This window comes from Pseudomonas sp. ChxA (assembly GCF_030263855.1).
GTDB lineage: Bacteria > Pseudomonadota > Gammaproteobacteria > Pseudomonadales > Pseudomonadaceae > Aquipseudomonas > Aquipseudomonas fluorescens_CB.
Genome location: NZ_JARPMK010000001.1, coordinates 2,681,123 through 2,699,860 on the forward strand (window position 1 = coordinate 2,681,123; position 18,738 = coordinate 2,699,860).

17 protein-coding genes are annotated in these 18,738 nt (G+C 62.6%); 11 read left to right on the top strand and 6 right to left on the bottom strand.

Features of this window, described 5'->3' with window-relative positions:
* Positions 1-52 precede the first annotated feature (52 nt).
* Positions 53-2,092: an NADPH-dependent 2,4-dienoyl-CoA reductase gene (locus tag P5706_RS12050; protein ID WP_285679370.1), complete on the top strand. Its 2,040-nt coding sequence runs from the start codon at positions 53-55 to the stop codon at positions 2,090-2,092.
* Between the two features lie 56 nt (positions 2,093-2,148).
* Positions 2,149-3,039 carry a 1-aminocyclopropane-1-carboxylate deaminase/D-cysteine desulfhydrase gene (locus P5706_RS12055; RefSeq protein ID WP_285679371.1) on the top strand — a complete coding sequence of 297 codons (891 nt, stop codon included), beginning with the start codon at positions 2,149-2,151 and terminating at the stop codon, positions 3,037-3,039.
* On the opposite strand, the gene P5706_RS12060 is transcribed toward P5706_RS12055, so the two are convergent.
* From P5706_RS12060 to P5706_RS12070, 3 genes are all read right to left on the bottom strand, one after another.
* The gene (locus P5706_RS12060) at positions 3,036-3,590 is read right to left on the bottom strand and encodes a cytochrome b (protein ID WP_200430573.1); all 555 of its coding nucleotides are present in this window, start codon (positions 3,588-3,590) and stop codon (positions 3,036-3,038) included. The two genes, P5706_RS12055 and P5706_RS12060, sit on opposite strands and share 4 nt — an antisense overlap.
* A gap of 114 nt (positions 3,591-3,704) precedes the next feature.
* Positions 3,705-4,532, bottom strand: coding sequence for a phosphonoacetaldehyde hydrolase (gene phnX / locus P5706_RS12065; protein WP_285679372.1), 828 nt, complete (start codon positions 4,530-4,532; stop codon positions 3,705-3,707).
* A gap of 29 nt (positions 4,533-4,561) precedes the next feature.
* Positions 4,562-5,671: a 2-aminoethylphosphonate--pyruvate transaminase gene (locus tag P5706_RS12070; RefSeq protein ID WP_285679373.1), complete on the bottom strand. Its 1,110-nt coding sequence runs from the start codon at positions 5,669-5,671 to the stop codon at positions 4,562-4,564.
* A 114-nt stretch (positions 5,672-5,785) separates the two neighbouring features.
* Between P5706_RS12070 and P5706_RS12075 the strand changes: the two genes are divergently transcribed.
* Positions 5,786-6,643, top strand: a complete 858-nt coding sequence (locus tag P5706_RS12075) for a LysR substrate-binding domain-containing protein (protein ID WP_285679374.1) — start codon at positions 5,786-5,788, stop codon at positions 6,641-6,643.
* A gap of 117 nt (positions 6,644-6,760) precedes the next feature.
* Here the strand turns inward: P5706_RS12075 and P5706_RS12080 are convergent, their stop codons facing one another.
* The gene (locus P5706_RS12080) at positions 6,761-7,633 is read right to left on the bottom strand and encodes a LysR substrate-binding domain-containing protein (protein ID WP_285679375.1); all 873 of its coding nucleotides are present in this window, start codon (positions 7,631-7,633) and stop codon (positions 6,761-6,763) included.
* Positions 7,634-7,890: 257 nt separating this feature from the next.
* Between P5706_RS12080 and P5706_RS12085 the strand changes: the two genes are divergently transcribed.
* Positions 7,891-9,213, top strand: a complete 1,323-nt coding sequence (locus P5706_RS12085) for an MFS transporter (RefSeq protein WP_285679376.1) — start codon at positions 7,891-7,893, stop codon at positions 9,211-9,213.
* Positions 9,214-9,323: 110 nt separating this feature from the next.
* On the top strand, positions 9,324-10,031 hold the full coding sequence (locus P5706_RS12090) for a YebC/PmpR family DNA-binding transcriptional regulator (RefSeq protein ID WP_056858461.1): 708 nt from the start codon (positions 9,324-9,326) through the stop codon (positions 10,029-10,031).
* A 696-nt stretch (positions 10,032-10,727) separates the two neighbouring features.
* Here the strand turns inward: P5706_RS12090 and P5706_RS12095 are convergent.
* Both P5706_RS12095 and zapE read right to left on the bottom strand, forming a co-directional pair.
* Positions 10,728-12,032, bottom strand: coding sequence for a leucine-rich repeat-containing protein kinase family protein (locus P5706_RS12095; protein ID WP_285679377.1), 1,305 nt, complete (start codon positions 12,030-12,032; stop codon positions 10,728-10,730).
* Positions 12,033-12,072: 40 nt separating this feature from the next.
* Positions 12,073-13,167: a cell division protein ZapE gene (gene zapE, locus P5706_RS12100; RefSeq protein ID WP_285679378.1), complete on the bottom strand. Its 1,095-nt coding sequence runs from the start codon at positions 13,165-13,167 to the stop codon at positions 12,073-12,075.
* Positions 13,168-13,382: 215 nt separating this feature from the next.
* Between zapE and P5706_RS12105 the strand changes: the two genes are divergently transcribed.
* Genes P5706_RS12105 through P5706_RS12130 form a run of 6 tightly spaced genes read left to right on the top strand, consistent with a single transcriptional unit; the run spans position 13,383 to position 18,727 of the window.
* The gene (locus P5706_RS12105) at positions 13,383-13,883 is read left to right on the top strand and encodes a Csu type fimbrial protein (protein WP_425540588.1); all 501 of its coding nucleotides are present in this window, start codon (positions 13,383-13,385) and stop codon (positions 13,881-13,883) included.
* A complete protein-coding gene (locus P5706_RS12110) occupies positions 13,877-14,419 on the top strand; it encodes a Csu type fimbrial protein (RefSeq protein WP_200432416.1) in 543 nt (180 codons plus the stop codon). Before P5706_RS12105 ends, P5706_RS12110 begins: the two co-directional genes overlap by 7 nt.
* 18 nt (positions 14,420-14,437) lie before the next feature.
* The gene (locus P5706_RS12115) at positions 14,438-14,971 is read left to right on the top strand and encodes a Csu type fimbrial protein (protein ID WP_200432417.1); all 534 of its coding nucleotides are present in this window, start codon (positions 14,438-14,440) and stop codon (positions 14,969-14,971) included.
* A gap of 5 nt (positions 14,972-14,976) precedes the next feature.
* Complete coding sequence (locus tag P5706_RS12120) at positions 14,977-15,477, top strand: Csu type fimbrial protein (RefSeq protein WP_200432418.1); 501 nt, start codon at positions 14,977-14,979, stop codon at positions 15,475-15,477.
* Between the two features lie 26 nt (positions 15,478-15,503).
* Positions 15,504-16,289, top strand: coding sequence for a fimbrial biogenesis chaperone (locus P5706_RS12125; RefSeq protein ID WP_026013650.1), 786 nt, complete (start codon positions 15,504-15,506; stop codon positions 16,287-16,289).
* A gap of 44 nt (positions 16,290-16,333) precedes the next feature.
* Positions 16,334-18,727, top strand: coding sequence for a fimbria/pilus outer membrane usher protein (locus tag P5706_RS12130; protein ID WP_200432419.1), 2,394 nt, complete (start codon positions 16,334-16,336; stop codon positions 18,725-18,727).
* The last annotated feature ends 11 nt before the right edge of the window (positions 18,728-18,738 follow it).

An 18,738-nucleotide genomic window follows, 5' to 3' on the forward strand; every position in this document is an offset into this window, starting at 1 on the left:
CCAGCCATTCGAGCCAGCCACGTCCCGTGATGATCCGTTGTGGAGCTGTACCATGACCGCTGCTGCCTACCCGCACCTGCTGGCCCCGTTGGACCTGGGTTTTACCACCTTGCGCAACCGCACCCTGATGGGCTCGATGCACACTGGCCTGGAAGAAAAGCCCGGCGGCTTCGAACGCATGGCCGCCTATTTTGCCGAGCGTGCCCGTGGCGGCGTTGGCCTGATGGTCACCGGTGGTATCGGCCCTAACGATGAAGGTGGCGTGTATGCCGGCGCCGCCAAGCTGACCACCGACGAAGAAGCGCAAAAGCACAAGATTGTGACCAAGGCCGTGCACGAAGCGGGCGGCAAGATCTGCATGCAGATCCTCCACGCCGGGCGTTATGCCTACAGCCCCAAGCAAGTTGCACCGAGCGCGATCCAGGCGCCGATCAACCCGTTCAAGCCCAAGGAACTGGACGAGGAGGGCATCGAGAAGCAGATCCAGGATTTTGTCACCTGCTCCTTGCTGGCCCAGGTTGCCGAGTACGACGGCGTGGAAATCATGGGCTCCGAAGGCTACTTCATTAACCAGTTCCTCGCCGCTCACACCAACCATCGCACCGACCGTTGGGGTGGCAGCTACGAAAACCGCATGCGCCTGGCCGTGGACATCGTGCGCCGGGTACGCGAAGCAGTAGGTCCGAACTTCATCATTATCTTCCGCCTGTCGATGCTCGACCTGGTGGAAGGCGGCAGCACCTGGGAAGAGATCGTGCAGCTGGCCAAGGCTATTGAAGGCGCGGGTGCGAGCATTATCAACACCGGTATCGGCTGGCACGAAGCGCGTATCCCGACCATCGCCACCAAGGTGCCGCGTGGCGCGTTCAGCAAGGTCACCGCCAAGCTGCGTGGCGCGGTGCAGATTCCGTTGATCACCACCAACCGCATCAATACCCCGGAAATTGCCGAGCAGATTCTGGCTGAAGGCGATGCGGACATGGTCTCGATGGCGCGGCCCTTCCTGGCCGACCCGGAGTTCGTCAACAAGGCCGCTGCCGGCCGCGCGGATGAAATCAACACCTGCATCGGCTGCAACCAGGCCTGCCTGGACCACACCTTTGGCGGCAAACTGACCACCTGCCTGGTCAACCCGCGTGCCTGCTACGAGACCGAGCTGAACTACCTGCCGGTCAAGCAGATCAAGAAAATTGCGGTGGTCGGTGCCGGACCTGCGGGCCTGGCGGCGGCGACCGTGGCGGCTGAGCGTGGCCACCAAGTGACCCTGTTCGATTCGGCCAGCGAGATCGGCGGCCAGTTCAATATCGCCAAGCGCGTGCCGGGCAAAGAAGAGTTCTTCGAAACCCTGCGCTACTTCAAGCGCAAATTGCAGACCACCCATGTCGAGCTGTGCCTCAACACCCGCGTGGACGTGGCGCAACTGGCGGCGGGCGGTTACGACGAGATCATCCTGGCCACCGGCATTGCGCCGCGCACCCCGGCGATTCCGGGCGTCGACAACGCAAAGGTGCTGAGCTACCTGGACGTGATTCTGGAGCGCAAGCCAGTGGGCAAGCGCGTGGCGGTGATCGGCGCCGGCGGCATCGGCTTCGACGTCTCCGAGTTCCTCGTGCACGCGGGCGTGTCCACCAGCCTGGACCGTGAGGCGTTCTGGAAAGAGTGGGGCATCGATACCCAGCTGCAAGCCCGTGGCGGCGTGGCCGGCATCAAGCCGCAACCCCATGCACCGGCACGTGAAGTGTTCCTGCTGCAACGCAAGACCTCCAAGGTCGGCGACGGCCTGGGCAAAACCACCGGCTGGATCCATCGCACGGGCTTGAAGAACAAGCAGGTGCAGATGCTCAACAGTGTTGAGTACCTGAAGATTGATGACGAAGGCCTGCATATCCGCATCGGCGCCGAGGGCGAGCCGCAACTGCTGGCTGTCGACAATATCGTCATCTGCGCCGGGCAAGACCCACTGCGTGAACTGCAGGATGGGCTGGTCGCGGCGGGCCAGAACGTACACCTGATCGGCGGCGCCGACGTGGCGGCCGAACTCGACGCCAAGCGCGCCATCAACCAGGGTTCGCGCCTGGCTGCCGAGTTGTAAAACGACCCAAGGGGCGGTGTTAGACTACCGCCCCTTTTTCATTCAGAAAGCTCCCGATGGGTCCCTTCGATTGGCTTCCCCAGGCACCGCTTGAACCGTTACCGCTCGACTGGCTGAACGGGGTCGAGTTGGCCGTGCTGCGCCTGGACCGCATCGACCCACTGATCAGCGGCAACAAGTGGTTCAAGCTCACCGAGCACTTGGCCCACGCGCAAGCCGCCGGTGCCCGTGGTGTTATCAGCCTCGGTGGCGCCCACTCCAACCACCTGCACGCACTGGCAGCCGCCGGCAAACGCTTTGGTTTCGCCACCGTCGGCCTGTTGCGCGGCCATCCTCAAGACACGCCCACGGTCCTCGACCTCAAAGCCTTCGGCATGCAGCTGCATTGGCTGGGTTATGGCGGCTATCGCGCGCGGCATGAAGCGGGTTTCTGGTCGCCGTGGCGTGAGCAGTACCCGCATCTGTATCCCGTGCCCGAAGGCGGCGGCGGGTTGGCGGGTGCAGAGGGTTGCGGGGTGTTGGTCGGGCACGTGCGGGCGCAATTGAACCACCTGGGCTGGGACGATTATCACGCGTGGTGGCTGGCGGCAGGGACGGGCACCACACTGGCCGGGTTGGCGCTGGCCGAGGCGGGCGCGCATCCGGTCTATGGCGCAATGGCCGTGCCGGATGATCATGGGGTTGCGCAGAATGTGCAGGCGATTGTGCCGGGCGGTTATGCGTTGCTGGATGCAAGCCGAGGTGGTTTTGCCAAGGTCGACCCGGTGTTGCTCGACTTTATCCAAACCACCGAACAGGCCTGTGGCGTGCCGCTTGAACCGCTCTATACCGGCAAGGCACTCCTGGCGTTGAAGCAGCAGATCGAGGCCGGACGTTTCACCCCCGGCACTCGCCTGGTCTTTGTGCACACCGGCGGCCTGCAAGGCCGCCGAGGCTTTACCACCTAGCGTAAGCTCCGACCTGGCATCATTCGCAAAGCCGTATTATCGCGCAGGATGTAGTGATGGAAGATCCCCGCCAACGCATGCAGCCCGATCAGCCAATAACCGACCTTGCCGAACAGCACATGCCAACTCTCAATCTCCTTGGCCAGCGCTTTGTTTTCCGCAATCAACGGCGGCAACTCAATCCCATAAAACATCACCGAATGCCCTTCGGCACTGACGATCAGCCATCCCGCAATCGGCATGCCGATCATCAACGCGTACAACGCAACGTGCATCAGTGTGGCCAACACCGTCTGCCATTGCGGCGGTGTGGGGACGATCTTCGGCGCAACCCCCAGGCTGCGCGCAAATAGGCGCAGCCATACCAGCACAAACACGGTGAGGCCGAACATGAAGTGCATTTCGACGATCAAGGTGCGCGCACCACTGCCTTTAGGGAACTGGCCGCGTAATTCTATGCAGGCGTAAACCACCGCCAGCAGCACCACCATTAACCAGTGCAGCGCAATCGACATGGTGCTGTAGCGGGTATCGGAGTTTTTCCACGGCATCGCTATGTTCCTCACTCATCAGGGCATACCTCCATTCTTTCGCGATGGAGTCCTTTAACTGTATGCCGGTTTTGAGCGGTTCGCCTGGCGTAAGTGCCGTTGTTTTGACCTCAATCAGTGGCTTTGCGGCATTTCACCGCGGGACAGGCGCTGGTTGATATCGGTGATCACCGCCGGCAGGTCGTTGATGGTGTCGATCAGGTAGTGCGGGCGCGAGCCTTCGAACAGCGTCTCGATGCGTGTGCGCTCGCTGGCCAGGGCGGCAGCGTCCAGGTCACGAAATTGCGCGTAGGTCAGGCCCAGTGCATTGCCGGAGCAGGTCAGTGCCACGGTCCACATGCCGGCACGACGGCCTTCGAGGATGCCCGGCACAGTGTCGTCGACCTTCACGCACGCCGCCACATCGTCAATGCCCAGCGCGATCACGTTGGCCAGCGCCTGAGCCGGCCAAGGGCGGCCGTTGGGCACTTCGTCGGTAGCGACCACGTGGTCGGCGATGTAGCCGTTGGTGGCGGCCAGGGCGACCACCTTGTCCATCACCTGCTTGGGGTAGCCGGAGCAGGAGCCGATCTTGATGCCTTGCACACGCAGACGCGCGATGGTGTCGAGTGCACCGGGGATCAGGGCCGAGTGTTCGGCGATTTTCTCGATCTGCAAGGGCATGAAGCGCTGGTAGATCGAGGTCACGTCGTCATCGGTTGGCGTGCGGCCGAAGGCCTTGCGGTAACGTTCGGCCACCTGCGGTTGGTCGCAGAGGGTGCGGATATGGTCCCACTTGCCCATGCCCATCGGGCCACGCGCTTCTTCGATGGAGACTTGCACGTTGAACTCGGCGAAGGCTTCGACAAAAATCTGCGTGGGCGCGAAAGAGCCGAAGTCGACCACGGTGCCGGCCCAGTCGAGGATCACGGCCTGGAGGGTGTTGGGGTTTTGATAGTTCATGGTTCAAATCCTGTGGGTAATGGGGGCAATCAGATGTCCAGCACTTCCATTTCTTGCAGCACCTGGCCGATCGCCTCGACCGCCGCCTGCATGCCCTGCGCGTCAACGTGGCCGATGCAGCCGACGCGGAAGGTTTCAACCTGGGTCAATTTGCCGGGGTAGAGAATGAAACCCTTGGCCTTGACCCGCTCGTAGAAGTCCTTGAACTGGTAGCGCGGGTCTTTTGGCGCATGGAAGGTGACGATGATCGGCGCCTGGATGGCGGCTGGCAGAAAGCTGCGCAGGCCCAGTTCAGCCATGCCGTCGAGCAGCGCCTGGCAGTTGTCGGCGTAGCGTTGATGACGCGCGGGCAGGCCGCCTTCTTCCTGGTATTGCAGCAGCGCTTCATGCAAGGCGGCGACTACATGAGTCGGCGGGGTGAAGCGCCATTGGCCGGTCTTGGCCATGTAGCTGTGCTGGTCGAACAAGTCCATCGCCAGCGAATGGCAGTTGCCTTGGGCGCCCGCCAGTGCCTGTTTGTCGGCGAAGACAAAACCCATGCCCGGCACGCCTTCCAGGCATTTGCCCGAGGCGGCGATCAGCGCGTCAAACGGCACTTCGCGAGCGTCGATCGGCAGCGCGCCGAAGGAACTCATGGCGTCGATGATCAGGCGTTTATCGTGCTGTTTAACCACCTGCGCGATGTCCGGCAGCGGGTTGAGAATGCCGGTGCTGGTTTCGCAGTGGATCAACGCGACGTGAGTGATCGCCGGGTCGGCGTGCAGCAGGCGGTCGACGTCGGCGGCGGTAGTGGGCTCGTCTTCAGCTGTTTCGAAGGTGCTGAAATCGCGGCCGAGCACTTCGCAGATCTTCGCCAGGCGCTTGCCGTAGGCGCCGTTGATCAGCACCAGTACCTTGCCGTTGCGCGGCACCAGCGTGCCGATGGCGGCTTCGACGGCAAAGGTGCCGCTGCCTTGCAAGGGCACGCAGTGGTGGCTGTCGCTGCCATGCAGGATGGCCAGCAGTTGTGTGCAAACGCTGGCGGTCAGTTGGTTGAAGCGGTCATCCCATGACCCCCAATCCACCATCATTGCCTGACGGGTGCGGTTCGATGTGGTCAAGGGGCCAGGGGTTAGCAGGATCGGCGCGGCAGTGCTCATCTCAAGTCCTCGCAAGGTCATTGGGGGGTGAAGCTACGGCGCCTAAATTGCAGTTTGGCTTGTCATCAATCAAATTGTTTGTTGTTATGCGAGCTATCAGTGAGGCCGATAGCTATGAATTTGTTTCAACTGCGTGCATTCGATGCCGTGGCCCGCGAGGGCAGCTTTACCCGTGCCGCCGCACGGCTGTTCATCAGCCAGCCGGCGGTGACCGGGCACATCAAGGCCCTGGAAGAGCACTACCAGATCGCGCTGTTGCGCCGCACCGCCCGGCGGGTGGAATTGACCGAGGAAGGCACGCGACTGGCCGCGATCACACGGGCAATTTTCGGCCTGGTGGATGAAGCGCAGACGTTGCTCGAAGCCAATCGGCAGTTGCTCAGCGGGCGTCTGGAAGTGGCCGCCGACGGCCCGCACCTGGTGATGCCGATGATCGCCAGCCTGCGTGCCCGTTATCCCGGCATTACCGTGAACCTGCGCCTGGGCAATGCCCAGGAAACCCTGGCGGCGCTGCTCTCCGAGCATGCGGATGTGGCGGTGCTGACGGAGGTGGAACCGCGCAATGGCCTGCACCTGCAGCCTTTGAGTGAGTCGCGGATTTGCGCGTTGGTCCCGGCCAGCCACCCGTGGGCGGCACTGTCCAAGGGTATTCGCCTGGAACAGCTCAACGAGGTGATCATGGTGCTGCGCGAGCCCAGTTCCATCACGCGGCGCACCTTCGATGATGCGTGCGAGGTCGCGGGTGTGCAGCCCAAGGTGCTGCTGGAACTGGACAGCCGCGAGGCGGTGACCGAGGCCGTGGCGGCCGAGTTGGGCGTGGGCGTGGTGTCGTCGATGGAAGTCAGCCAGGACCCACGGGTGCAGGCGGTGGCGATTCAGGGCGATGGGTTGTTGAACCGGCATATGCTCGGCTGCATGGAGCGGCGCCGCTCGTTGCGCTTGATTCAAGCGTTCTTTGAATTGGCGTCTTGAGTTGAAGACCGAGTTGGGGCCATCGCGGGCAAGCCCGGCTCCCACATTGGACCGGGTATTCAAGTACGAATCGGTCAACTGTGGGAGCCGGGCTTGCCCGCGATGAGGCCCTGAAATTCAACGCAAACTGTCCCGAACGATATCCAGAAACGTTGCCACCACCCGCCGCGAACTCTGCTCCTTGAGGCACACCAGCGTTTCCTTCATGCGCTGGCTGCAATCGCGGATCGGCATGGCATACACCCGCGAGTCGGCGCCGAGTTCCGCCGCCGACACCACGCCCACACCAATTCCCACCACGACCGCCTCCCGCGCGGCTTCGCGGCCTTCGACCTGGATCGCCGGGCGGATGCGCAGTCCGGCCTGGCGCATTTCCTGCTCCAGGGTCTGGCGGGTGACCGAGCCGATTTCCCGCAGCACCAGCGGCGTGTCGTCCAGGTCGGCCAGGCAGATGGATTCCCGCCCGGCCCATGGGTGGTTGCACGCGACAAAGGCGAGTAACTGCTCATCGGGCAGCGGCAACGACAGCAGGCGTTCATCGTCGACATCGCGCCCCAGCAGGGCCAGGTCGGCCTGGTAGTTGTACAGGCGAAACAGCGATTCGTCGGTGTTGCCGGTCTCGATCTTGACGCTGATGCCTGGGTACAACTGGCAGAAGCGCGCGATCTGCGGCAACACATGCACCGGTGCGTCCACGGCCAGGGTGAGGGTGCCGGTGAGCAGGGCGCGGGAGTCTTGCAGCAGCTCTTCGGCTTCAGCCTCAATCACAAACAGGCGCTGAGTGATGCCGAGCAGGCGTTCGCCCAGGTCGGTAAGACGCACCGCACGTTTGTTGCGGTGAAACAACAGCACGCCGAAACGTTCTTCGAGCTTGCGCACCTGGTCGGAAATCGCCGGCTGCGTCAGGAACAGGCGTTCAGCCGCCTGAGTGAAGCTGCCGTGGACGGCCACGGCGTGGAAGGCTTTGAGCTGTGCGTGGGAAACCGACATCGCAGATCCTCTTACAAGCTGAGCTTATAGGTGAAATACGATAAATCGATTTTACCTATTAGTCAGCCATTGCTTTTATAGCCCCCAGTCGCCGACGGTTGAGTCCTACAACCTCGGTGGCCATGGGTTCTCCCAAGCCGGACCCATCTGACCAATGCCGCGCGCTCCACGGCCTGGCATTGCAGTGCTCAACCATAAAAACAACAGGCATTTGCTTCTCGATCCTGCCGGCACACTCACCTGAGGTCAGAACCACCATGAATATCCAAACGGGTAGCATCAAGCGTTGGCGCGTGCAGATTTTCGCCATCACCTGGCTGGCATACGCCGCGTTCTATTTCACTCGCAAAGCGTTTTCGGTCGCCAAGCTGGGCATCGTCGATGACCCGAGCTTCCCCCTCGACAAAATGATGATGGCCAACCTCGATGGTCTGTACCTGGCGGCCTACGCTGTGGGGCAGTTTACCTGGGGCATGCTGGCCGACCGCTTCGGGCCACGGGTGGTGGTGCTGGGCGGGTTGTTGATATCCGCCGCAGCGGCCTTGGTAATGGGCACCTTTGCCACCTTGCCGATCTTTATCAGTTGCATGTTGATCCAGGGGCTGGCGCAGTCCACCGGGTGGTCGGGGCTGTGCAAGAACCTCGGCAGTTTCTTCCCGGCGCAGCAACGCGGGCGGGTGTTGGGGCTATGGAGTTCGTGCTACGCCTTTGGTGGCTTGGTGGCATCGCCGTTTGCCGGCTGGTGGGCTTACACGCTGATCGGCACTTGGCATGCGGCGTTTATCTCCAGTGCGGCAGTGGTGGCGGTGGTGGCTGTGCTGTTCTTTATCTTCCAGCGCAATACACCGCAGGATGTCGGCTTGCCGGCTGTTGAGCCGGAGCCGGTCGTGGCCGGCGAGGCGGGCGAGGCGCAGCGTGTCAGCGTGCTGGAACCGCTGCGCGCGATCCTGCGTAACCGCACGGTGCTGGTTTTGGGCCTGGCGTACTTTCTGTTGAAACCAGCGCGTTACGCGATCCTGTTGTGGGGGCCGGTGATCGTTTATGAGCAAATGCCCTCGGTGGGCAAGGTCGGCGCGGCCATTGTGCCCACGGCGTTCGAGTTGGCCGGGCTGTTGGGGCCGATCATGATCGGGCTGGCGTCCGACAAATTCTTCGGTGCCCGGCGCATGCCGGCCTGTGTGCTCAGCCTGCTGGCGCTGACCGTGGCCCTGGCGTTGTTCATGGGTGCGCTGCACACCGGCAGCGTGATGTTGGTGATGGCTCTGCTGTTTGTGATGGGCCTGACCCTGTATGGGCCGGACTCGATGATCAGCAGCACAGCGGCCATCGACTTCGGCACCGCCAAGGCCGGCGCCACGGCGGCAGGCTTTGTGAACGGCTGTGGTTCGGTGGGGGCGATTCTTGGCGGCCTGCTGCCGGGCTACTTCGATACGGTCACGGTGTTTATCGTATTTGCCGGCGCGGCGTTGTTTTCTTCGCTGGTGCTGATGCCTTACTGGAATGCCCGGCCCACCGTGCTGGCCCAGGTCGGCGACTTTGTGCCAGAGCGTAACGTCACGATCAAACCCTTGCGCACCTGAGGCAGCTGGCCGGTTTTTTGGTGGATTAGAGTGTTTTTGCGCTATAAACTCTGCCCCCAAAGCGCCGGCCAGTAGACGTTTCGGCGCGATGGACGAAAAGAGAGTGAGTCATGGGCGCACAGTGGAAAGTCAAACATAAAGAAGCGGCATCCAATGCCAAGGGCAAGATTTTCGGCAAGTTGGTGAAAGAAATCACCATCGCCGCCCGCAACGGCGCCGACACCGCGACCAACGCCCACCTGCGTTTGGTGGTAGAGCAGGCCAAAAAGGCCTCGATGCCCAAGGAAACCCTGGAACGCGCGATCAAGAAGGGCGCCGGTCTGCTCGGCGAAACCGTGCAGTACCACCGCGTGACCTACGAAGGTTTTGCCCCGCACCAGGTGCCGCTGATCGTTGAATGCGTGACCGACAACATCAACCGTACCGTGGCAGAAATCCGCGTGGCGTTCCGTAAGGGCCAGCTTGGCGCTTCCGGCTCCGTGGCGTGGGACTTCAACCACGTCGGCCTGATCGAAGCTTCGCCGGACAGCCCGGATGCTGACCCTGAAATGGCCGCTATTGAAGCGGGTGCGCAGGATTTTGAAGACGGTGAAGAAGAGGGCAGCACCTTGTTCATCACCGAAACCACCGACCTCGACGCGGTGCAAAAAGCCCTGCCGGAGCAGGGTTTCACGGTGTTGTCGGCCAAGCTGGGCTACATCTCGAAGAACCCGGTAAGCGGTTTGACCGATGAGCAGATGGCTGAAGTCGAAGCCTTCCTGGAAGGGTTGGACAACCATGATGACGTGCAGGATATGTTTGTCGGGTTGGCTGGCTGATTTATAACTGTATGAATTCCGGCAGAAATGTGGGAGCTGGCTTGCCTGCTGTGGCGGTTTGTTGGTGTACATATCCGTCAGCCGGGTAACGGCCACTTATGGTTCCGCTCTTACAGCGGGTCACTTTTGGCAAACGCCCCAAAAGTAACCAAAAGGTCTGTGCCCCACCACTCGGCACCTCGCTTGGGCTCGGTGTGCCCTCACTCCGGCTTGAATCCGTGGGCCGCCGCGATGGGCCATCCTTGGCCCAGCGCGACTAACCCGGCGTCCTGCCGGGTTACCCACGGATTCAAGCCTGCGTTCGGCCATCGTGGTTAACGGGGCGCCTCAGATCAAAAGCAGATCAAGATCTACAGCACGGCGGCCTGAAAGCCGACCTGAGTGGTTGAAGCAAGAGCCAGGTCAAGTGCAAAGCAAAAGCCTATCTACCTGATGCAACGCGGTCTAAATGTGGGAGCGGGCTTGCTCGCGAATGCGGCGGGTCAGTCAACTCATCTGTCACTGATACACCGCATTCGCGAGCAAGCCCGCTCCCACAGTTGACTGCATGCACCTTTGAAAATGAGGCCGGCTGTGGATTTGCATGCACTGAAGAGCTGCTTTTCTGTGGGAGCTGGCTTGCCTGCGATGCAGACACCTCGGTATATCAGGCACACCGAGTTGATGCCATCGCAGGCAAGCCAGCTCCCACATTGTTTAGTGGTGTGGCAGCGATTGCAGCAGCGCTTCGATCTCTTCAAAGCTTGGGCGCGCCAGTACATCGGGCTGGCAGCAGCTGTTTTGCAGCGCCACCAGCGCTTCACTGTCGAAACCTTCGTCTATCCGCTCCAACAACTCCCCCAGCAACACCCCGAACGCACGCACTTCAATGCGCCGCAACGCCCTGGTTTCCAGCGTGTCCGCCGTCGCATGGAACGACGCGCCGCCAAAGTCCCCGAGCAAACAGTCACCTGCTGCATTCCACAGAATATTGTGGCCGTACAGGTCGCCGTGGGTGATGCCGTGCCGGTGCAGATGCGCCGCCACCGAGGCGATGCCGCGGGCCATGCGCAAGGCCACTTCAGCACTGAAGCGCGTGCCCGGCGCGTAGATGTCGCGGGTGCATGACGCCAGGCTCGGCAGGGCCGCGAGGTTGCGGTAACTCGGGTCGATCAGGTTCATCACCAGGGCTGCCTGGTCCTCCGGGTGGCCGACCACGCGCCCCTCCACCTTGATCAGGTTCGGGTGCAGCCCGGCGGCGATGCAGGCCTGCATTTCATGCAGCGGCGAGCCGTCGCTGGTGATCGTGCCTTTGTAGAGTTTGACCGCAACCGGCAACGCTTGCGGCTTCCACAATGCCTTGCGGATGATCCCCGAAGCGCCTTCGCCTAACACCTCGCCCAGTTCCAGTTCAGCCCAAGGGATATTCGGCGTTGCGTCATCGCTCGCCACGTCAACGGCCATTTCCACCGGGTTACCGGCATAGGCCAGCCAAGTCAGGCTTGGCAGCGTCAGCAGCCACGGCGGCAGTTGGGTGAAGCGGTTGGAGGCGATGCGCAGCAGCTCGAGGTTTTTGCAGTTGACCAGGCTATGCGGCAGGTCCGTCAGGTGGTTGCCGGCCAGCATCAGCTTTTGCAGCAGTGGCCGCTCGCCCAGCTCGCTGGGCAACTGGCCGATGCAGTTGTCGGTGAGGATCAGCCAGCGTAACTGTGGCGGCAACGCGGCGGCGGGTACGTGGCTGATCTGGTTGGCCTTGAAGCCGATCATGCTCAGGTTAGCGCACTGGCCCAGGCAGGCGGGCAGCTCAGTGAAGGCGTTGTCCGAGCAGAACAGTACGCGCAGGTGCGACAGCCGATGCAGGTCGTCGGGCAGGCTGCTCAGGGCGTTGCCGGTGAGGTTGAGAATTTCCAGGCTGTCGGCCAGCGCGAAGATTTCCGGTGGGAATTCGGTCAGCCCGCAAGACAGGTCCAGGCGTGTAATACCGGCCAATTGGCCAGCCTTGAGTTGGGCGAGGGTATTCATGAACGGCGCGGTCACTCGGCAAGATGGGCGTAAAAGGCGCTCATGATACCGGGTCGGGCGCGGGTTGCGGGCACACCGTTTGTAATTGGTTCAGCCGGCTGGCGGTGCGGGCGAGGTCGATGGCCTGGCCTTCCAGGGCGCGCGCCAAGGGTTGCTGGCCGATCAGGGTCAGGCGTTTGTCCTGGTCGTAGAGCACGTCCACCAGGTTGATAAAGCGCTGTTGTACGGCGATCGGGCAGTCGGCCAAGAAGGGCAGGCCGTCGATGATCCAGTGGTCGAAATCCTCGCACAGCAACAGGTAATCCATCACGGCGGTGAGCTGTTCACACAGGTCGTTGAAGGTGAACACGATACTGCGCGCCTGATGGCTGCGGCAGAGCAATTGGCGCTTGCCGACCGTCAAGGTTTGCGCCGCGCCAGGTGTGGCGGGCAGCCCGAGGGCGTCGCGCTGGGCGGCGTTACCCGGCCATACATACTGGCCGCCGGTGAAACGCTGCTCGGCATGGGCCTGGGGCAAGCTGCGAAAATCTTCGGGCGAGCTGACTTCCAGCACCTGCATGCGCGTGGCGATCAAGTCGATCACCGGCTTGAAGCGCTGGTGGTACAGCGGGTTGGGCAGCAGGCCCTGGGGGGCGTAATTGGAGGTCACCAGCACCAGCACGCCACGCTGGAACAAGGCCTTGAACAGGCGGCTGATGAGCATCGCATCGCCGATATCGTGGACATGGAATTCGTCGAAGCACAGCACCTGGCAATCGGCCAGCAGCGCGTCCAGGGTCACGCCCAGGGCGTCGTGCTGTTCACGGTGCTGGAACATGCCTTGGTGCAGGTGGGCAAAAAATGTGTGGAAGTGCACGCGTTGCTTTTGCGCAATCGGCAGCGCCTGAAAAAACCCATCGAGCAGCCAGCTTTTACCACGTCCCACCGGGCCGTGCAGGTACAGGCTGCGCGTGGGCTGGCCGGCGAGCAGGTGCCGGGTCTCGCGGGCGAGGGCGGCAATCGCCTGGGTTTGGCCGGCGCTGAGGGTATAGCCCTGGGCTCGGGCCTTGTTTTCGAAGAACGCCGCGATAGGCGAGGCGCTGGTCAACGCGGTTTTTTTACCCAGCAGACGCTGAATCAGGGATAGCACAGCCAATGCACGTCACTCTGTATTTCGGTGGTTGCCCACTTTAGGGCGCTCACGTCGATTTGACCAATACAGAACGGCGCCTCTCTCTATCTCGAAAAGGCATGTTACGCCTGCCACCCGGCCCAGACTGGCAGTTTCGCCCTTTGTGGCTAACCTCTTACAGAGCAGTCACCCCTGTACAAGGATTTGGGGCAGTGAAGGGACGAGGCGTTTTGGCAGTCATGGGCACGATGCTCTGCAGCACGGTTTACGCTGCGCAACTCCAGGTGGAGGTGCGCATCGACGTGCAGCGGGGCTGCCAGTTGGTGGGCACTACCCGCAGTGCGGGCATCGAGCAACTTGGCGTATTGGATTTTGGCAGCGGCCCGCGTCTGGATGACCCGGCCGGGCCCCTGAGTGCGGCCCTGATCAGCCAGCGCCAGCCGCGCCTGGAGTGCAACCCTGACACCCCTTACCAACTACGCGTTGACGGCGGCCTGCATGGTGGCACCGGCGAAGTGCGCTACCTGAGTGCTGCGACGCCTTCGAGCAAGCCGATTCCCTACCGTATTTATGCCGACGCCGCGCGGCGTATTCCCTTGCCGGTCAACGAGCCGCTGAGCGGGCGTGTGCCCGATTCCGGCAGTGTCGACCTGCCGCTGTATGGGCGCATTGAGCCACTCAAGGACATTCCGGCGGTCGGTCGCTACTCCGACGTGCTCAAGGTCACCGTCACATGGTAAGCCGCGGCTGGGCCGTGGTGGCCATGGGCGGGCTGTTGCTGCTGGCCGATGACGCCCAGGCGGCCGTCGCCGGGCAGATCCACGCACGGCTGGTGATTACCGCCAGTTGCCAGGTGAGCAAAGACATTGAGAGCGCGCCGGTGAGCCCGGCCGGCGGTAGCGCGCTGCTGGATTTCGGCAGCCAGGGCCCGACGTGGAGCAACCCGTTGGGCGCGGGTGTTACCGATGGCAGCAAGGCGCCGCTGTCGGTGTCCTGCAACCCCTCAGTGGTCAGCAGTTTCACCGTGACCATCGACGGCGGCGCCCATGGTGACGGCACTACAAGGCGCCTGAGTAACGGGCGCCAGACCATTCCCTATCAGCTGTCGGCTGACCCGCTTGGCCGGCGCAGCTACAGCATTGGCGAGCAACGCAATTTCGTCGTGACCAAGGGCACACAAGTACCGATCCCGGTATTCGGCTCGGTGGTGGCGAATACCAGGGCCTTACCGGCCGGCATCTACACAGACACCCTGACGGTGACTCTGGATTGGTAAATCATGAGGATGGACATCATGCATGCACTTATAGCAAAGGCGGTTTTTCCATTGATGGCGTTGGCGTGGGTGTCAGGCGCACAGGCGGCGACGGTGGCCGGTACGGTCAGCGCCACCCTGGTGCTCACCAGCAGCTGCCAGGTCAACGGCGCCGCAGCCACCGGCGGGATGAGCTTCGGTAACTTGAACTTCGGTACCGCCAACAGCCTGTTCACCGAAGCCGACGGCCAGGTGCTGGGCGGCGGCGGCGGGGCGTTGTCGATCCTGTGTTCGGCGGGTACGTCACCGACGTTGACGGTGTCTGCCGGTGCCAACGACGGCAAGTCCGTGGGCGGTGGCCGCGCGCTGTATGACGGGGTGGCCAACTACGTGCCATATGACCTTTACACCGACAGCGGGCACTCGACGCTGCTGGCCATCGGCGGGGTGATCAACCTGGCGCCGAGCACCGGCGTGGCCCAGGCCGTGAATATCTACGGCAAGGCCAACGGCAAGGCGGGCTTACCGGCCGGTACTTACACCGACACGGTTAACGTGACCCTGACGTTCTAAGGGCCATGGGCCGGTCAGGATGGGCGGCGTTGGCAGTGTGCATCGGCTGGGGACTGCCGCTGTCGCTGTTGGCGGTGACCAGCCAGTCGTTCCAGGTCAGCGCGACGATCACGCCAGGCTGCCTGGTGGTCGGCGGCGCCAGCAATTACGGCAGCCTGGCGTTCGGCACCTATTCGGCGTTGGCCACCAGCACGGCGTCTGTCGCGCTGACCGGCGGCGTGACCCTGCAATGCACGCCGGGGGTGGCGCTGAGCATGAGTGTCGATGGCGGGTTGCATAACAACAGCGGACGGCGGATGCAGCTCAATAGCGGCACTGCCCAAGTGGCTTATCAATTGTTTCGGGACGCGGCGTTCAGCCAGAGCCTGGGCATCAGCCAAAGCGTGAGCGTGGCTTATAGCAACGCCAACAACATCACCTTGCCGATTTATGGGCGAGTGCAATTACCGGGTAACCAGCCTGGGGGGACGTACAGCGACACGTTGCAGGTGCAGCTGTCGTGGTAAGGCGATCGGTATAAGGAGTGAGATCTATGTGTGCAGCTTCCCGGCACGGGTGGGCAGCGGGTTTGAGCGGGTTGTTGATGTTGGCGGCGGGGCAGGCCCAGGCGGCCAGCTCGGTGCTGATCTGGCCGATCGACCCGGTGCTGGAGGCCGACCAACAGGCCAGCGCGCTGTGGTTGGAGAACCGCGGCACCGAAACCGCCAACCTGCAGATCCGCGTGTTTGCCTGGACCCAGAGTGGTTTTGACGAGCAATACCAGAACCAGCGCGATGTGATTGGCAGCCCGCCGGTGGCGAAAATCGAGCCTGGGCAAAAGCAATTGGTGCGCCTGACCCGAACCAAAGAAGTGCCGCCCGGCCAGGAGCTGGCCTATCGCATCATCATCGATGAGATCCCGTCGGCCACGCCGCCACCGGCTCCGGCGGATGGCAAGACCGCCGCTGCTATCCGCTTCCAGATGCGCTATTCGGTGCCGTTGTTTGCCTACGGCCCGGGCCTGTGGAGCAAGGTCGACGGTACCCGTGACCGCGACCCGAAAACCGCCGGCAAGCCGGATTTAAGCTGGAAAAAAGTCACCGTGGGCGGGCGCAACTACGTCGAGATGCGCAACCAGGGCGCCGTGCATGCGCGCCTCACCGATGCCACGTTCAAGCAGGGCGGCCAGCCGCGGCCCTTGGTGGAAGGCTTGATGGGCTATGTGCTGCCGGGCGCGACCATGCGCTGGCCGGTGCCGGACGGTTTGCCGGCCGATCAGCCGTTGCAGGTGCGCATCAATGGGGCAACGCAAGTGGAGAATCTCGCGCCGGGACGCTGACTCAGTGTGGCGGGGCATGGAGTAGGCCCTGGTGTTAACTACGGATGGAGATGTCCATTGATGGACACAAAGCCTTGGTGAGCCAAGATCGGGCTCGATGTCTATGGCGATCGGTGTGGGTGGTGGGCGGCTTGTCTGGTTTGGTGCTGGCGCCGCCGGGCTTCGCTGCGCCGTTGCCGCCCCCGCCCAGCAGTATGGAGGCTGTGGCCGATGCGCAGTTGTTCCTGGAACTGGTGGTCAACCAGATGGACACCGGCCGCGTGGTCGCCGTCAATCAGCGTGCCGGGCAGCTTTTTTTGCCGGCGTCGGTGTTGCAGGAAGTTGGCGTGAAACTGCCTGGTGATGTGCCTGGCGAGGTCGCGCTGGAAAGCTTTCCCGGCCTGCACACCGATTACGACAGCCAAGGTCAACGCCTGATACTGAGCGTGCCGCCGGCCTGGCTGCCGGAGCAATTTATCGGCAGCCGCAACAACTACCCACGCACCCAGGCGCTGACCAGTTTCGGCGCGTTGCTCAACTATGACGCCTACCTGAACGACACCGACGATGCGGGCACCTACCTCGGTATCTTCAACGAAGTGCGGCTATTCGATACCTGGGGCACGTTGTCCAACACCGGCCAATACCGCACTACCATTGGCCGGGAAACGGCTGGTAGCTCGCTCGACAATGGCTATCGCCGCTATGACACCACCTGGCGGTTCTCCGACGATGAGCGCCTGTTGACCTATGAAGCCGGCGATGTGATCAGCGGCGCGTTGCCCTGGAGCACCTCGGTGCGCCTGGGCGGTGTGCAGGTGTCGCGCGACTTTGGCGTGCGCCCGGACCTGGTCACCTACCCACTGCCGCAGTTTGCCGGCGAGGCGGCGGTGCCGTCTTCGGTGGACCTTTTTATCAATGGCTATAAATCCAGCAGCGCCGACCTGCAGCCGGGGCCGTACACCCTCACCAACGTGCCGTTTATCAACGGCGCCGGCGAGGCGGTGGTGGTCACTACCGATGCGCTGGGCCGGCAGGTGTCGACCACGGTGCCGTTTTATGTCACCAGTACCCTGCTGCAAAAGGGCTTGTCGGACTTCTCGGTGGCGGCGGGTAATTTGCGTCGCGACTACACTTTGCGCGATTTTGGCTATGGCCCTGGCGTGGCCAGCGGCACCTTTCGCTATGGGGTTTCCGACGCGTTTACCCTGGAAAGCCATGCCGAAGCCTCCAATGACCTGACCCTGGGCGGTGTCGGCGGCAACCTGCGGGTCGGTAACTTCGGCGTGCTCAATACCGCCGTCAGCCAAAGCCAGTACGACGGCCGGACCGGCCAGCAACTGAGCCTGGGCTACCAATACAGCAACCAGCGCTACAGCCTGTCGTATCAACGGGTCGAACGCCGCGAGCAATACGCCGACTTGAGCCTGATCGACACGCCCTACGCCAGCCTCAGCAAGCGCAGCCAGCAGGCAACCTTGAGCCTGAACCTGAATAATTTCGGCAGCCTGGGCGTCGGCTATTTCGATGTACAGGCGGCCGATGATTCGCGCACCCGCCTGGTGAACCTGACCTGGAGCAAGCCGCTGTGGCGCAACAGCAGTTTTTACCTGTCGGCCAACCATGAAGTGGGCGACAGCAGCTGGGCGGTGCAGGCGCAGGTGGTGGTGCCGTTCGACGTGTACGGCAGCCTCAGCGTGGGCACCGAGCGCAGTAAAACCGGTGAGAACTTGCAGCGAGTCAACTACAGCCGAGCGGTGCCGGCCGAAGGCGGCGTGGGCTTTAACCTGGGCTATGCCAGCGGTGATGGGCCGGCTTATCGCCAGGCTGACTTGACCTGGCGCCTGCAGTCGGTGCAGTTGCAGGCCGGCGTGTACGGCAGCAGCGACGCCGAAACCCGTTGGGCGGACGCCAGTGGCTCGTTGGTGTGGATGGACAATCAAGTGTTCGCCGCTAACCGCGTCAACGATGCGTTTGTGGTGGTGAGCACCGATGGGGTCAGTGGTGTACCGGTGCGCTACGAGAACCAGGTGGTGGGCGAAACCGACCGCAACGGGCACTTGCTGGTGCCATGGACCAGTGCTTACTACCGCGCCAAATATGAGATCGACCCACTGAACCTGCCATCCAACGTACAGGTGCCCAACGTCGAGCAACGGGTGGCCGTGCGCCGTGGCAGTGGCTACTTGCTGGAATTCCCGGTGCGCCAGGTGATCGCGGCAAGCATCACCTTGGTCGACGCCCAGCACCAGGACTTGCCCCTGGGCAGTCAGGTGCGGCATGAGCAAAGCGGCGCGCAGGCGGTGGTGGGGTGGGACGGCCTGGTGTACCTGGAAAACCTGGCCGCCCATAACACCTTGCAAGTCACCTTGGGTAATGGCCGGACCTGCCAGGCAACGTTCGAGCTCGATACCACCCAGGCCCAGGTGCCACTGATCGGGCCACTGGTGTGCCAATGACATAAGGAGTG